The sequence below is a fragment of the Rossellomorea sp. RS05 genome, from assembly GCF_039822645.1.
In the GTDB taxonomy this organism is placed as follows: Bacteria; Bacillota; Bacilli; order Bacillales; family Bacillaceae_B; genus Rossellomorea; species Rossellomorea marisflavi_B.
The window spans coordinates 66,843-82,894 of sequence record NZ_JBDKWY010000011.1 but is presented as its reverse complement, the minus strand read 5'-3'; the positions used below and the strand labels follow the sequence as shown (position 1 = coordinate 82,894).

At 49.1% G+C, this 16,052-nt stretch carries 14 protein-coding genes; 7 read left to right on the top strand and 7 right to left on the bottom strand.

Features of this window, described 5'->3' with window-relative positions:
• Positions 1–294 precede the first annotated feature (294 nt).
• Positions 295–525 (top strand): hypothetical protein, encoded by a 231-nt coding sequence (locus ABJ225_RS20555; RefSeq protein WP_347321492.1) that lies wholly within the window; start codon positions 295–297, stop codon positions 523–525.
• 614 nt (positions 526–1,139) lie between these two features.
• Positions 1,140–1,577, top strand: a complete 438-nt coding sequence (locus tag ABJ225_RS20550; RefSeq protein WP_053428854.1) for a ferritin-like domain-containing protein — start codon at positions 1,140–1,142, stop codon at positions 1,575–1,577.
• 40 nt (positions 1,578–1,617) lie between these two features.
• Here ABJ225_RS20550 and ABJ225_RS20545 read toward each other — a convergent pair whose 3' ends face one another.
• Complete coding sequence (locus ABJ225_RS20545; protein ID WP_347321491.1) at positions 1,618–3,927, bottom strand: helicase C-terminal domain-containing protein; 2,310 nt, start codon at positions 3,925–3,927, stop codon at positions 1,618–1,620.
• 18 nt (positions 3,928–3,945) lie between these two features.
• Between ABJ225_RS20545 and ABJ225_RS20540 the strand changes: the two genes are divergently transcribed.
• The gene (locus ABJ225_RS20540; RefSeq protein ID WP_159645877.1) at positions 3,946–4,542 is read left to right on the top strand and encodes a YczE/YyaS/YitT family protein; all 597 of its coding nucleotides are present in this window, start codon (positions 3,946–3,948) and stop codon (positions 4,540–4,542) included.
• Between the two features lie 26 nt (positions 4,543–4,568).
• On the opposite strand, the gene ABJ225_RS20535 is transcribed toward ABJ225_RS20540, so the two are convergent.
• Positions 4,569–5,858, bottom strand: a complete 1,290-nt coding sequence (locus ABJ225_RS20535) for an ATP-binding protein (RefSeq protein ID WP_347321490.1) — start codon at positions 5,856–5,858, stop codon at positions 4,569–4,571.
• 241 nt (positions 5,859–6,099) lie between these two features.
• Here ABJ225_RS20535 and ABJ225_RS20530 point away from each other — a divergent pair, with 241 nt between their 5' ends.
• Positions 6,100–6,426: a cyclic-phosphate processing receiver domain-containing protein gene (locus tag ABJ225_RS20530; RefSeq protein WP_056532652.1), complete on the top strand. Its 327-nt coding sequence runs from the start codon at positions 6,100–6,102 to the stop codon at positions 6,424–6,426.
• Positions 6,427–6,564: 138 nt separating this feature from the next.
• A complete protein-coding gene (locus ABJ225_RS20525; protein ID WP_347321489.1) occupies positions 6,565–7,626 on the top strand; it encodes an aromatic acid exporter family protein in 1,062 nt (353 codons plus the stop codon).
• 33 nt (positions 7,627–7,659) lie between these two features.
• Here ABJ225_RS20525 and ABJ225_RS20520 read toward each other — a convergent pair whose 3' ends face one another.
• Entirely contained in the window at positions 7,660–8,820 is a 1,161-nt protein-coding gene (locus tag ABJ225_RS20520) for an acyl-CoA dehydrogenase family protein (protein ID WP_347321488.1), read from the bottom strand.
• A 149-nt stretch (positions 8,821–8,969) separates the two neighbouring features.
• Positions 8,970–10,436 (bottom strand): alanine/glycine:cation symporter family protein, encoded by a 1,467-nt coding sequence (locus ABJ225_RS20515; protein WP_218247882.1) that lies wholly within the window; start codon positions 10,434–10,436, stop codon positions 8,970–8,972.
• A gap of 181 nt (positions 10,437–10,617) precedes the next feature.
• On the opposite strand from ABJ225_RS20515, the gene ABJ225_RS20510 reads away from it, so the two are divergent.
• Positions 10,618–10,866 (top strand): alpha/beta-type small acid-soluble spore protein, encoded by a 249-nt coding sequence (locus ABJ225_RS20510; protein WP_347321487.1) that lies wholly within the window; start codon positions 10,618–10,620, stop codon positions 10,864–10,866.
• On the opposite strand, the gene ABJ225_RS20505 is transcribed toward ABJ225_RS20510, so the two are convergent.
• On the bottom strand, positions 10,863–11,516 hold the full coding sequence (locus ABJ225_RS20505; RefSeq protein WP_218247881.1) for a uracil-DNA glycosylase: 654 nt from the start codon (positions 11,514–11,516) through the stop codon (positions 10,863–10,865). The genes ABJ225_RS20510 and ABJ225_RS20505 overlap by 4 nt on opposite strands.
• Positions 11,517–11,641: 125 nt before the next feature.
• On the opposite strand from ABJ225_RS20505, the gene ABJ225_RS20500 reads away from it, so the two are divergent.
• A complete protein-coding gene (locus tag ABJ225_RS20500) occupies positions 11,642–12,064 on the top strand; it encodes a pyridoxamine 5'-phosphate oxidase family protein (protein ID WP_056532636.1) in 423 nt (140 codons plus the stop codon).
• 388 nt (positions 12,065–12,452) lie between these two features.
• Here ABJ225_RS20500 and ABJ225_RS20495 read toward each other — a convergent pair whose 3' ends face one another.
• Both ABJ225_RS20495 and ABJ225_RS20490 read right to left on the bottom strand, forming a co-directional pair.
• A complete protein-coding gene (locus ABJ225_RS20495) occupies positions 12,453–14,228 on the bottom strand; it encodes an ABC transporter ATP-binding protein (protein WP_347321486.1) in 1,776 nt (591 codons plus the stop codon).
• The gene (locus tag ABJ225_RS20490) at positions 14,212–15,939 is read right to left on the bottom strand and encodes an ABC transporter ATP-binding protein (protein WP_347321485.1); all 1,728 of its coding nucleotides are present in this window, start codon (positions 15,937–15,939) and stop codon (positions 14,212–14,214) included. The genes ABJ225_RS20495 and ABJ225_RS20490 overlap by 17 nt, the downstream gene beginning before the upstream one ends.
• Positions 15,940–16,052 lie beyond the last annotated feature (113 nt).

The window sequence follows — 16,052 nt, the reverse complement described above, 5'->3', positions numbered from 1 at the left end:
AATAAATGATAAATGAAGGAATGAAGAAAATCCGAAAGGATATTCAAAAAAATTTTTCACCTAAGAAAAGTGTGGGGAACACCCGTCATAATAACTTTTTCCGAGGGAGTCAAATCCCTTCCGCTCCAATCCACTCTGTGGTATTGGACATGTTGAGGTGATCGTTCATAGATGGGGTTAGAAAATCATACTAAAAAAGAAACCATGCGTGATGGCCTGTTTCGCATTATCCGATTACCTTTCCTGCGCACAAAGTGCAAAGAACAGAACGGTCTCGTATTCACCACATACTCATTGCAAAAACAGGAGGGGGATTTCCCGTTTCAAATTAGCACATTCCTCTCCTTCGCACAGAGTGAAGTGCAGCGAAGGCCACCCGACTCCTATTGGAGAAGCGGGCAGGGTGAAGACCCTGCAGGCGCAGCCGAAGCGGCTCACCGCACGCCCCATGGAAAGCGGGAGGCCGCAGCGAAACGGAACGGTCTCTTCACCTCTACATACTCACAAAAAACAGGATGGCGTTAGCATGTTCGAACCAGCATTCTCCCACTCCTCAGCACAGAGTGAAGTGCAGCGAAGGCCTCCCGACTCCTATGGGAGAAGCGGGCAGGGTGAGACCCTGCAGGCAGCGCCGAAGCGGCTCACCGCACGCCCCATGGAAAGCGGGAGGCCGCAGCGAAACGGAACGGTCTCTTCACCTCTACATACTCACAAAAAACAGGATGGCGTTAGCATGTTTCGAATCAGCACTCTCCCACTCCTCAGCACAGAGTGAAGTGCAGCGAAGGCCTCCCGACTCCTATGGGAATAGCGGGCAGGGTGAGACCCTGCAGGCAACGCCGAAGCGGCTCACCGCACGCCCCATGGAAAGCGGGAGGCCGCAGCGAAACGGAACGGTCTCTTATCCACCACACACTCATAAAAATACAGGATGGCAATTCCCTGCTCCAAATCAGCACACCCCTACTCATACGCACAGAGTGCAGCGGAACGAAACGCCACCTTACCACAAAAGAAATGAAAAGGATAAGCAACTCTGACAAGCCGTCCCCACCCCCACACAGCAAAAAAGGGGTTTATCTCCATGCGAAACGGGTACATTATAACCATACAACATACACAAAGGGTGGTAATTACAAATGGATCAAGCAAAACTTGACGAACTAATTGAAGGACTGAACGAAGATCTAGCAAATGAATATGCCGCAGTTATCCTCTACACGAACTACGCAGCAGTAGTAAGCGGCTTATATAGACAGGTATTGAAACCTTTCTTCGAAGAAGAGATCCCTGATGAGCAAGGACATGCTCTTTACCTTGCAGAAAAAATCAAAACTCTTGGAGGCAGCCCTACAACGACTCCAGCAAAGGTGAAACAAACGGACGACGTGAAAGAAATGCTCCTTGAAGGACGCAAAGCAGAAGCTGACACGATCGAACGCTACAAAAAACGCAAAGAGCAGGCTGAAGAGCTTGGTCTTGTGGAGCTCGGAATCAAGCTCGATGATATGATTGCCGACGAAACGCACCACTTGGAAGAATTCGATCGTCTTCTTAAGGACCCTTCTTTCAACTAATTGAAATGTCCAAAAAGACCGCTCCCGTAGCGGTCTTTTTTTATGTCCATGAACCTCCCACCACGGTGAAATGTCGCCATTCCTCGAGCAGCAGCTTCTGATATTCCCCTGAGAGATAGCGATCATCAATGAGCCTGAGGACACCGCGGTCTTCTTCAGTCCGGATCAGCCTTCCACCAGACTGAAAGACTTTGTTCAATCCGGGGTAGGTGTAGGCATAGGCAAATCCATTTACTCCGAGAGAGTTAAAATAGGACTTCATCAGCTCCCGTTCTTCATCAGGTTGAGGGAGCCCGACACCGACAACCACCACCTGCTTCAAACGTTCTCCCTTCAAATCAATACCTTCAGAAAAAATGCCTCCCAAGACGGCAAGACCCAATACAGGTTGCTCTCGTCCTCCTTGGAACTCAGCCAAGAACTCTTCTCTTTCCTTTTCTGACATCATCGGCTCCTGCATGATCAGCTTCGCCGATAAATCATACCCTTCCAATGCATCAAAAGCTCTTCTCATGAAGGCGTAGGAAGGAAAGAATACGAGGCCATTTCCATCGACTCGATTAAAGAGATTGACGATCGACTCCATCAGATGAGGAAAATGGCGATCCCGGTCCCTGAAGCGTATGGAAAGGGGCTGGATTTCCACTTGCCACTGGCTATGATCGAAGGGGGTCGGAATGACAAATCGGTAATCCTCCGCTTCTCCTCCAAGCTGATGGAAGTAATACGAAAACGGATGTAAGGTCGCCGAAAAGAAGACCGCCGCCCTATACCCTGCCGTCACCTGACGCAAAAAAGCTGCCGGGTCCAGACAGATGAGCTTGAGGGTGATCCCGGCCCCATGCTGCGTGACCAATGTCCGGTGTTCTTTTGAATAGAGCTGCAGGATGCGCAGGAATTGGGTCGATTCAAAATACGCCTCCAATAGAGGACTTTCACCTTCCATGTGAGGAAGTTCCTTTTCCGCAGCCTCCACGAATGCCCTTACCCCATCTGTTACACCTGAATCGACTTCTACATATGTACCGGGTCTTACATCTTCCAAAGCCTCCGTGAGGGAACGAATTGCCGTGCTCAGTTCTCCCTTCACAGGTGCTGCCAATGCTGTAAAAACCGTGGACGTCAAGGAAGCAGAGTGCATGTCCCTCCCACGCGGAACAAGATTATGAGCTTCGTCGATGAGGAGCGTCGTCTGCTTTTTAGAGGAATCACTGAATCGCTTCAACGATGTTCGTGGATCGAATAGATAATTATAATCTCCGATGACCCCTTCAACGAGATACGATAGATCGATGGAAAATTCAAATGGACATACACGATGTGCTTTTGCGTACTCCTCAATCACCGGTCTGGTCATGAGGGTCTCTTTCTGAAGGATATCCAGGATGGCCCCGTTCACGCGATCATAGTGGCCACAGGCAAATTCGCAATGATCGGGCTGGCAGATGGTTTGATCTTTAAAACAAATCTTATCCTTAGCCGTGATGGTCAATGCCCTGGTGGAGAGGCCCCCTTCTTCCATCAGCTTGACGGCGTCTTCCGCCACCGTCCTTGAGATGGTTTTGGCCGTGGCGTAAAACCACCTGCCTCCTTCTTTTACGACAGGAAATAAGGTAGAAATCGTCTTCCCTGTCCCCGTGGGGGCATTGGCAAAAAGAGTCTTTCCTTCGGTGACGGTTTTATAAACGGCTCCTACCAATTGACGTTGACCCTTTCTGAACGTCTCGAAAGGAAAAGAAAGGCGGGAGAGGCTCGCCTCCAGATTCTCCTCGTTCCTCAACCTCACTTCTGCAAACGGCGTATAGCGCTGCAATAGACCAATCATGATTCCCTGAAGTTCTTCACGGTCATACTCGCGGGTAAATGATTTCGTCTCTTCTGTTCCTGTGTGGATATACGTGAGCCTCACATGTATCGCATCCCAGCCCCGCTCTTCCGTCAGGAGGCTGGCATAGCACTCCGCCTGAGCCCAGTGGACCCCCATCCCTTCCTCCAAATCATCGAGGCTCCGGGCCGTTGATTTGATTTCTTCCACCATGATCTTTCCTTCACGGTGTATGATCCCATCGCATCTGCCTTCAATCTGATAGCTGATTCCATCCACGACTTTTCTCCCTTTAAGGTGAACCTCTTTTTCATCGGGCTCTTCATAGCGTCGCTGGAGTTTTTGATGGAGCCTTGTTCCCGTGAGCATGGATGACCTAGGCTGAAATCGCGAATCGATATCCCCAGCCTTGAGGACAAACTCGACGAGCTCCCTGACGGATAATGCAATATCGGCATCCATGGTGTTCACCTCGCTTTCTTCTTCTATTCTGTCCACTGCCGGCATATGTATAGAGACAAGCATCGGTTAACGGAGGTAGACATGATTCGATTCCTTTTTTATAGTATCGGTTTATTATGCTTATCACTCGGCGTTTCATTTGTAATCCATGCCAATATGGGAGCGGGTCCATGGGACGCCCTGGCTGTTGGAGAATCACGTTTGTTCCACCTTACGATCGGGACATGCATCTTTTTAAACGGGTGCATCCTGATCGGCGTCAATGCGTTTCTATTGAAAGAGCGACCAAGATGGCTCGCCGCCCTATCGATTTTCCTCATTGGCCAGCTCGTTGATTTCTGGCTGAGGGTGACCGTGACCGTCTTGGTGCCGTCTGATCTGACGTCACAGATCCTCTTTGTCGTCATTGGCACTACGCTGATCGGACTTGGTATTTCCATCTATCTACAGGCGGGGCTTCCTTCGAGTCCGATGGATACACTCATGATGGCCCTTCATCACCGTTTCGGTCTGAACCTCAACCACGCGCGTCTCCTGAACGAGGCCATTGCCATTACATTGGCCATCACGGCGGGAGGTTCCATCGGGATCGGCACCCTCATCGTCGCCTGTACGTTAGGGTCGGTCATTCATTTCTTTTATCCTATCATAGAACGTATGTACGGTAAATTAACGTGAGACCAGAATGAAAAAACACTTAGATTTCAAGCATCTAAGCGATGGGAAAGGATATGTTCCTTTTTCAATTTTTCATTCCGAAGGGGAAGGATGATCTCGACGGTCGTCCCTTTCTTCACCTCACTCGAATACCTTACACGGCCGCCGATCGTTTCGATGATTTTAAGGGAGACCGACGTACCGAGTCCTGTCCCCTGATTCTTTGTGGTATAGAACATCGTACCGATCCTAGCTATCTCTTCTTTCGACATTCCTTTTCCTGTATCCTTCACAGTAATGACGGCATTCTCTTCAGAGACCTGTAGACCGATCGACACATACCCTTTCGGCGGAGTCGCTTCAATCGCATTCTTCACAAAGTTGATGAGTGCCTGCTTCATTTTATTCCGATCCGTGAGGAGGATCCCGTCATCCTCCAGGTGGCTCTCCAAAAAAACATTCTCCTTCACGGCATAGGCATTCAACAGGATAGATACCTCCGATAGAATCTCCTTTATATGAACCCGCTCCACCTTCTCGAATTGCGGCTTTGCAAAATTCAAGTAGTCATTGATGATTTCTTCAGCCCTACCAAGCTCACTTAAGATGATGGCCAGATATTCATCCTCCTCCCCCTTTGACTGACGCTTCATGAGCTGAAGGAAACCCTTCACGACCGTCAGGGGATTTCGCACTTCATGGGCGATGCTGGCAGCCAATTCACCCAGCGTATTTAATTTCTCCGATTTGATGATTTCTTCCCTCATCACTTTCTTCTCGACCATCCATTCATTCAAGCGGGCGGCGATGCCGATTCCAAGCACCTGGACAAGGCCGAACTGCAGGATGAATGTAATGGAATGGAGTTCACTCAAAAATTGTGACGGTAGATGAAAGACAAAGAGCATGAGAAAAATGATAGCAATCGGCCATAAACCGATGAACTGAGCCGCAACTACCCGTTTGACGGGCGACATCTTCCAGAAACCTTTTGAAAAATAATAAGGGATCACCGAGGCAATGACCGCACTGGCAAGGCCATGGAATAGGATATCCCCACCCATGATCGTCCGTCCGATGAGCATGAAAGCAAGGACGATGAGTCCCGCCTTCCTGCCCCCATAGACCATGGCAATAATGAGGGGGACATAGCGGAAGTCCCAGTATAAGCCGGCGAATTCATATGTGAATGCGAGGCATGTCAGAGTGGCTAAACCGTTTAGCACCCCTGTGAAGATGGGCGACTTACTCCATTTATGATGTTCGAGCAGGGAGGTTTGGATCAACACCGGAGCAAGAATGATGAACGTGTGAAGAAGTAATTTTTCAATTATCACCTGAAACTCTCCCAACGCAGTATGGTCTTTACTTCATACGACAAGAAATGAGAATATTCCTTCTATTATTCTTCAGTTTTCAAACTATTATGGTAAAAGTGACAGAATCTTAAGTTTCGAAGCTTAAAAGACTAACTTTCCAACCACAAATATATTTGTAATACACCACTAATTACCTATATAAGTATAGGTATAGGTCTGTTAGGCTTAACCTAAGTCAAATGACGAAAGTAGAATGTATATGACAGTAAATGTGTTTCTCGACGATTATCGCCACTGTCCCCAAGGTTACATTCTTGCAAAAGACATCGATGAGTGCCTGCAGCTTATGTACGATCATTCCATCGGTCATCTCTCTCTCGATCATGACCTCGAGAGCAAGACCCGAAATGGGTTGATGCTGGTTCATGCCATGGTGGAGCACCAATTATTTGCAGAACGCATCACGATCCACTCTGCTAATTCAGTAGGTGGAAAGAATATGTTCCGCTACCTCAAAGCGGCACAAGAAAACGACCAGATGCCTCATTCGATCAAGATTGTTTTAAGGCCTTTGCCTCTCAGATGAGTTTCTCATATACGGCCTGTCCAAAGTGGACAGGCCTTTTTATCACTTTTTTTATTTCGGGACTCAAAGTAAACACAGATTCTACGAAAAGCGTTATAATGATAGGTACGTATTCTTCCACTATAAAGAGGGTCCTATATGCAATTTTCCAAACATTTTCGATTAGTCGGCGGCCGCGTTGCAAAGACAGGCATTGCCGTTTTTTTGACTGCACTCATTTGTGAATTATTCAACTGGCCAGCGACGTTCGCGGTCATCACGGCCATCGTCACCATCGAGCCGACGGCCACCAATTCAATCAAAAAGGCGTTCATCCGATTTCCGGCATCAGCCATCGGGGCCCTGTACGCAGTCGTCTTGTCTTCTTTTTTCGGAGACCGCCCCATCACCTACGCATTCGTCGCGCTGCTGACAATCATCACCTGTCACAGGCTGAAGCTTGCCCCCGGAATCCTGGTGGCCACCTTGACAGGAATCGCCATGATCCCGACAATCCATGATCATTATGTAGCCACTTTTTTCATCAGGCTCGGAACCACGACGATCGGGCTTATCGTTTCAACCGTGGTCAACATTTGGGTCCTACCTCCTAAATATTCCGATAAAATCACGGCGAGCATTCATAATTTATATTTCAAAACCGGTAATCTTTTAGAGCGGAGAGGCTCGGAACTGCTAAAGCAGCATTCCCTTCACCGGGACACCCGCCTCATTTTCGCCGACATCCTCCAGGAAGTCGAAGCAACGGATACCCTTTGCAAATATCAAAAGGAAGAGTGGAAACTACACCGCTCCAGCAGGAAAGAGCTCCGGTTTTTCCACTACGAGTATAAAAAGCTGAACCTGTTGAGACAGATCCTTTATCATATCGGAAATCTGATCTATCTCCCCATGAACCGCTATTCGTACAGCCAAGAGGAGAAGGAACGGATCATTTCGGCAATCCAGTCCCTTAAGGGGATCCTACACCACCCCTCTTTCGAGATTCCAGAACAGCACTTCGTTCTCATGAAGGATCTTTTAGAAGAGTTCTGGGAGGATCATGAATTCCTTAAAGGAAAACAGATCAAACATTTCTCATGCGAATCCGTTCTCTTATACGAATTGTTATCCATACATGACCTGCTTGAAGAACTGAAAGGGATCCAGACCCTGGAGATTCACCATTCCTCCGTATTGGAGAAAAAATTACAGACGTAAAGAAGCCAAGGACCGTGATCCTTGGCTTCTTTACTATTTTCCACCGAGAGCCCGCTTTGACAGCAGCGAGATGACCATGTCATCCATAGGCGGATTATGCAGCCCCGCTCTCACGTCCCGGTAATAACGTTGCATCGGGTTCGAGCGGTACAGACTCCTTGCCCCTACGATCCTCATGGCAATATCCACGATGCGTGCGGCCCCATTGGTGACGATATGTTTGACCGCCGAAAGCTCCGGACCCATCCCTTTCCGTTTATCCGGCTCCTTCACCCATTTATCTGCCACCGAGTAGAGGATCTGCCTGGCCTGGAACAGTTCGAGCTCCATTTCTCCGATTTTCCTCTGCACCTCTGGGACCTCTTTGATCGGCCCTGGCAGGCTGTTAGGCGAGTAATTACTTGCGAACTCAATGGCATAATTTCTGGCTGCCACCGCCACACCGAGATAACAGGCAGGAATATGAAGAAGCCATGCCTTAGGGATGTCTCCACCCCTTTCATCCCCTTCTACCATAGCCGAAGGAGGCAAGCTCACGTGATCAAGAACCAGGTCTTCACTTCCGGTCCCCTTCATGGCAATCACATCCCATGTATCTTCGATGCTCACACCATCCAATTTATGATCAACCAGGAAAAATCCCTTTTTCTCCGTCTCCCCGATCCGTGCCAGTACCAATGAATAATCCAGGACCTTCGCCATGGAAGTGAAGCTTTTCCTGCCTGTTAGTTCAAACCCATTATCCGTTTTGGTAGCCTTCGTCTCCGGAAGACCACCCCTTGTTGGACTGCCTGTAGCAGGCTCGGAGGCTGCCCTGTTGACGAGGGCTTGGTCTGTGACGACCGCTTCGCATAGCGCTTGGAATTGTGCTTCATCCCATAATCTGCTCTCACTCAGCTCCATCAGACCGCCAAGATGCCATCCGATCGATAGTGCAGTAGCCGCGTCACCCGTCGCCAGGCGTTCTTGCAGCATCACCATCTCATACAGGCTGATTTCTTCGCCCCCATATTCTTTAGGCACCGTAAGCTTCCCGTAGCCTTTTTTCTTCAGATCGTTGAAGTTCTCAAAAGGAAAGGAACCCTCCCGATCATGTTCTTCCGCCCTCTCTGCGAACGCATCGGCAAGTTCACCTGCCAGGGTAAGCAATTTCCGCTGTCTATCGTTCTGAATATACGATTCATATAAATCCAATTGCCCCACACCTCCTGAAAAATATGCTCTCTTCTCATCATAATCAAAAAGAGCTCTTTCCTCAAAAGATATTGCCTAGTATTCCAGTCAGGATACTTTACATCCTGTAAAAAAAGCATAAAACCCATGATGGGTTTTATGCTTCTGCATCAAGATGCGTTCTCTTTATTCTTATCGTACTTGTAGTCCCCTTCCCAGAACTCGGCATTTTTCACGCCCATCTTCTTGGAATTATACACGGGGTCAAGTCCCTGCTTCTTCTGTTGTTCATAATCTTTGAGAGCAGCAAGGGCGGGTTTGGCCAGGATCAAGATCGCGATCAGATTAAGCCATACCATGATTCCGAGTCCGATATCCCCCATCGCCCAGGCAAGGGTCGCTTCTTTAACGGCACCATAGAATGTAGCTGCCAGTATGACGACCTTGAGGATCACCATCCCGACCTTCGCGCTTCTTCCTTTCATCAGGTAGGCGATGTTCGTCTCAGCCATGTAGTAGTAGGCCATGATGGTAGTGAAGGCGAAGAAGAACAAAGCAATGGCGACGAAACCTGCACCGAATCCAGGGATGACCTGTTCAATGGCAGCCTGTGTATAGGCAGGTCCTGCCTCCACCCCTTCAACACTCGCATTTGACGCAATGACCGTATCATCCGGACCTACCGTATTATACGATCCGGTAAAAAGGATCATGAAGGCAGTCGCTGTACAAACAAGAAGCGTATCGATATAGACTGATGCTGCTTGTACAAGCCCCTGTTTGGCAGGATGGGACACTTCAGCTGCCGCTGCAGCATGGGCCCCTGTTCCCTGACCGGCTTCATTGGAATAGATCCCGCGCTTTACCCCCCAGGAAATAGCCGAACCAAGGATGCCTCCGAAGACGGAGTTCGCACCGAACGCACTGCTGAAAATCAACGAGAACACGTCCGGAACCTGCGTAATATTCACACCGACGATTACAAGGGAAAGGAGGATGTAACCGATGGCCATGAACGGCACCACATAGGAAGCCACCCCCGCGATCCTTTTCACCCCTCCGAGAATGATCACACCAAGGAGTACGACAAGACCGATACCCGTCACGGTCGTACTCAGTCCGAATGCATTTTCAAGTCCGAGGGCGATGGAGTTGGATTGAATACCCGGCATCAGGATGCTCATGGCGATCAGGGTGGCGATGGAGAACAGGACAGCGTACCATTTCCAGCCGATTCCCTTCTCGATATAATAAGCCGGTCCCCCTCTGTATTCACCATCGCGCTTTTCTTTGTAGATTTGTGCAAGGGTGGATTCCACAAAGGCACTGGCCGATCCGATGAACGCAATGGCCCACATCCAGAACACGGCACCAGGCCCACCGAATCCGATGGCCGTCGCCGTACCAGCGATATTCCCTGTACCGACACGTCCAGAGAGCGACAGGGCGAGGGCTTGGAAGGATGATACCCCTTCTTTGGAACTGCCTCCTTCAAACATCAGTTTGACCATGTCCTTCAAGAATCTGACCTGCACGAATTTTGTTAATATTGAAAATAATAGACCTACACCCAAACAAAAGTAGATCATGACCGGTGACCATAATACGTCGACAATGCTTCCTACAAATTCCGACATTCTTTGTCCCCCTGTTATCTTTCCGATTTATCTAACTATTATGAATTATATTTAATTGACACAATATAGACAATCTTTTTTTATTTCCTCACCACAGTCGAACCTCCAAAAACCCTTGTGTAACAATACCTCACATACTGTTAAATTTTTTTGGAGAAAATAGGATGAAGGGGGTGAAAACATGTCGAAACGCAAGCTTTTGGTCCCAGGTTCCCGGGACTCCCTCAATGAAATGAAGGCGAGAATTTCCGGTGCAGACCATCCGTCAGATGCCAAGTTTGAAGCAGCAAGGGAAGTGGGGGTTCCCCTCCAAAAAGGCTACAATGGGCATCTATCGTCTGCTGAAAACGGGAAAGTCGGTGGACAACTCGGCGGCAGGATGGTCCAGGAACTCATCAAGATGGCTAAGGAAAAGATGGATCACAGCTAAAAGACCCCTTTATCCGAGAGGATCTGCCTGAGCTGGTCCAGGTCCCGGTAAATATCTTTTTCCAGGGAACGATTATAAAAGATCGAGGCGGGATGGAACGTCGGAAAGAGAGAGTACTCTTCCTCCGTTTCTCCCCACTCCCTGCGGTCATAATCCTTCAGGCACTTCACTTTGGTCCGGATAGGGGCGCCGTGTACGGAGGAGATGCTGTACATTCTCCCGGCAAGCCTCTGGAGACCGATATTCCCTAGTGTCACAATCTGCTTTGGCCGTACGTGGGCCATTTCATAATCCAGCATAGCCGCATGAGCGAGCTGTTCCTTCCTGTTCGGGGCCCGGTTAACCCATTTCCTTTCGACCCTTCCATCCTTCCTCACTTTATCCACGCGCTTGAATGGACGACTCCGCACGGTGGAGGTGAAATAAATATCCTTCCTGTCCACTCCCACGTAGCGAAAGAATTCATCCAGTACCTTCCCGGCCCTGCCGCTGAAGGGGACTCCATTATGTATTTCCGTTTCACCGGGCGCTTCCCCTACAATCATGAGGATAGGCTCCTGCGGTCCCCGGCCATTGACGAATCCTTCACAGTCAAAAGGCTCCATTCTCTTCCTGCAAATAGCTGAAATGTCTTCCGGCACGACTGTCATTGCGATTCCTCCTGTATGTTTTTTTACACTATTCCCTATCCCCCAACCAATCACGCATGTTTAATCCTAGTTAAAAAAAGGAATAGTAAAGACAGAAGATAATGAATCGAAAAGGAGATGGGATCGTGTCACAGAATGAAGTGAAAGAGCAAGTATTGAAGGTGTTGGACGAAAGCAAAGTGGGAACACTTGCGACTGTAAAGGATAACAAACCTTATTCCCGCTATATGACCTATTATCACGAGGACCTGGTCCTGTACACACCAACAAGTAAGAAGACCGAAAAGACCGATGAGATCGAAGAAAACCCAAATGTTCATATCCTACTCGGCTACGACGGCGAAGGATATGGCGATACATTCGTGGAGATAGAGGGAAAGGCCTCCGTTGAACAATCTGAGGCTTACAAGAAGAAAATATGGAATGATCACATGAAAAATTGGTTCGACGGTCCGGAAGATCCAAATCTAGTCGTCCTCAAGATCGAACCCGTGGGGATCAGACTCATGAATAACGAAGAAGATTCTCCACAGACCTTGGATCTTTAAACAGCAGAGGCTATTGACAGAGTATGAAGTGCATGTTATTATTAGTGATTGTAGACTTGTAACATACTTTCGAACGATAGAGAAGATAATCTGTAATTCTCCAGTTGTTTGACAAAAACAACTTATTCACACTGGATCGGCTTCGGAGCCGTTAGGATGTAAGAGAGGTAGGGCTTACGTCGTTTAGGTAGATCAAGCGACTAAGAAGAATTGCCCGCGGCTGTTTAAATTATCTTAAACGTATAGGAAATCAACTATATTCACTTGTGATGTTGCAAGTTACATGCACGCTTTTCTCCATAATAGAGAGCGTGGGAGCAGACCGGTCGGGATGACCGCCTACTCCGATGTAAAAGAACCCGAAGCGGGATCCGCTTCGGGTTCTTTTTTATATACTTTCCTTCAGCTGACTATGATAGAGACCCGCATAAAATCCACCCAGCTTGATCAGGTGATCGTGTGAACCACGTTCAATGATTTTCCCACCGTCCAGAACAAGAATCTGATCTGCCTGCCGTATCGTATTCAATCGGTGTGCCACAACGACACTTGTGCGTCCTTCCATCAATCGTTTCAGTGCTTCTTGTATCTTCATTTCCGTGATTGTATCAATGCTGCTCGTAGCCTCATCCAGAACAAGGATGGACGGATCGGAGAGGATTGCCCTCGCAATGGACAGCAGCTGCTTCTGCCCCTGACTGATACTCCCCTCGCTCAACACCGTATGATAACCTCCAGGAAGCTTCCTGATAAAGGAGTGAGCATTGGCCAGTTTTGCTGCCTCCTCCACTTCTTCATCTGTCGCATCCAGGCGTCCATATCGGATGTTCTCCATGATGGTGCCTTGGAACAGGAAGCTGTCCTGCAGGACGAACCCCATATGCGAGCGGAGGCTCTTCCGCTTAACCGAAGACAGGTCCACCCCATCTATGAGGATGTCACCTGCATTCCGTTCGTAGAATCTGGAAATCAGATTCGTGATGGTCGTCTTGCCGGCTCCAGTCGGGCCGACAAGCGCTACGGTTTCTCCCGGCGAAATCACAAATGAAACATCATCGAGGATCATCTCGTCTTCGCTATACCCAAAGGAAACATGATCAAAGACCACTTCACCCGTCACTTCGGACAGTTCCACCGCGTCCGCTTCATCGACTGCCTCAGGTTCCTCATCAATGATCTGGAAAACCCTTTCGGCACCGGCAATGGCCGAGAGGAGCGTATTATACTGATTCGCCAGCTCATTCAGCGGCCTGGTGAATTGCCTAGCATACTCTGCAAAAATGACAATGACCCCGATCGTAATGTAGCCCTTGATGGCAAAGAGCCCTCCGATCCCAGCAATGACGGCAAAACTCAAGTTGTTCAATACATTCATGAGCTTCGGGATGAACCCCGAATACGTGTCGGCCCAAAAACCGGCCTTCCTCAGCTTTTCGTTCTTTTCCTTGAATTCCTGTATGGCGGTCTCTTCACGGGAGAAGGTTTTGATGATGCTGTGACCGGAAATCGTCTCCTCGATGTATCCGTTCAGTTCACCGATATTTCCTTGGTATTCCTTGAAAAGGGGACCCGTCCTCTTCGTGATCCACTTCATGCCGAATACCATGAGGGGCACGACCGTCAGTGTGATCAACGTCAACAGAGGGCTCAACCATAGCATGACCGATATGGTCCCAAGGAGGGTCAGGAAACTTGAAATGATCTGAATGAACGAACTATTCAGCGTGGCACTTACGTTATCGATATCGTTTGTCACACGACTCATCAGCTCCCCGTGCTTCCTCTTATCGAAGAATGGGATCGAAAGCTGATGCAGCTGGTGGAACAAATCTTTCCTCATCCGGTGTACCGTTTCCTGCGCAATCCCGATCATCCAATAATTTTGGAACCACACAGAGATGGAGTGAAGAATATAGATCAGGATCAGGGCGATGAGCAAACGTCCGAGTCCGGTAATTTCACGCGTGACGACATAGTCATCGATGGCCTTCCCTACGAGGAACGGACCGAGGAGCGATGCAGCGGAACTGATGATCACCATGACGATGACCATATAGAGAAGCACCCGCTGGCGTGAAAGGTAATCCCAGATCCTCCGGAGGGTGCCTTTCATATCCTTCGCTTTATCATGTTTCCCCAGCTTCTTTCTAACGTGTCTTGACATGCTGCCCCTCCTCTCCGAACTGAGAATGGTAAATTTCGCGGTACAACGGGGAGTCTGTCATAAGTGATTGGTGATTACCATGGGCGATCAGCTTTCCGTCTTCAAGGAGAAGGATGATATCCGCCCCTATGGCGGTCCCTACCTTTTGGGTGATGATCATGGTTGTGCATTCATACCCTTTTAGGGCTTGAATGAGCTTAGCCTCCGTTTTCATATCCAAGGCACTCGTACTGTCGTCGAGCATGAGGATTGCCGGCTTTCTGATCAAAGCACGCGCAATGGAAAGGCGCTGCTTTTGACCCCCGGAAAGATTCACACCTTTTTGGCCGAGCACCGTTTCATATCCCCGCGGGAGCTGGATGACGGTATCGTGAATCTGCGCGTCCTTTGCCGCCTGTTCCATCTCTTCTTGTGATGCGCCTTCTTTTCCCCAGAGAAGATTTTCGGCAATGGTCCCCGAGAATAAGACGGCTTCCTGAGGAACGAAGCCGATTGAAGTCCTGAGCGTATTCAGAGGGATGCTTCCCAGGGGCTGGCCATCGATTTCAATTTCACCGGATTGAGGGTCGTACAGCCTCGGGATCAGCTGGAACATGGACGTCTTACCGGAACCAGTCGCCCCGAGTACTGCCATCGTCTCACCGGACTGAAGGGTGAATGTAACATCCTCTAGGGCGTATTCATCCGTGCCAGGGTACCGGAAGGAAACATCCTTGAATACAACCTCCCCTTTTACCACCTGACCTGCTGCCCCTTCATGATCCGTAATATCGACAGTCGTGTTCAATACTTCCCCCACCCGGCCCGATGATGCCTTCGCACGTGAAAAGCTAGTGATGATGAACGAGAAGATGGAGAACACCGATGAAATCCGGGTTACATAGGTGACAATGGCAACCACTTCCCCTACTTGTACTCCTCCGGCCGCAACCCGTTCACTGCCATGCCAAAGGATATACAGGAGGGCCATATTCATAACGAGCATCAGTAAAGGCATGATGATTTCCATGAAGCGGAGGGCTGTCATCGTTCGATCCTTGAGGGAATCATTGGCTTCACCAAAACGAGATTCTTCATATTGCCCCCGAGTATATGCCTTGATCAGTCTCATGCCTGAGAGGTTCTCTTTCATGACTTCATTCACCCGGTCAAGACGGATCTGAACCTTCCCGAACAAGCCCCAGCCCTTTTTGAGGACCCAGACGAGGAATAGCCACAGCACAGGGATGATCACGAGCAGGATCAAGGTGAGCCTGGCATTCACCAAGAGGGCCATGATGGTGGACCCCACGACCAGGAGTGGAGCCCTCAGCATGATCCGGAGACTCATGAAAATGGTATTTTGAATCTGCCTGACATCATTGGTCATCCTCGTGATGAGGGAAGACGCAGGAAGGTTTTGAAAGCTCGATTTGGAGAACGACTGGACCTTTTCGTACAGGGCCCCTCGCAAATCATATCCGAAGCCCTGAGAGGTATGGGCTGCGAAAAAAGAGTTGGCGATGCCGGAGAGGAAGGCGAACAGGGACATGGCCACCATGATGGCGCCCCATTTCAGCACGAGATCCAGATCCCCGGTCATGACGCCGTCATCGATGATCTTTGCCATGAATAACGGGTTGAAAAGCTCTACTGCAAGTTCTGTGAGCATGAACAGCCACGCTACAGCCATGGCCATGCGATAAGGTTTCAGAAAATGTATGACCTTCATATGTACTCCCTTCATACCTGCGCCCGGATGTGGAGGAACCGCCGGCAATACCGAAATATCGTTCCTTTCATCATAGCGTGTTTTTTGATTGTACGGAAGCCGAAAGATTTGCC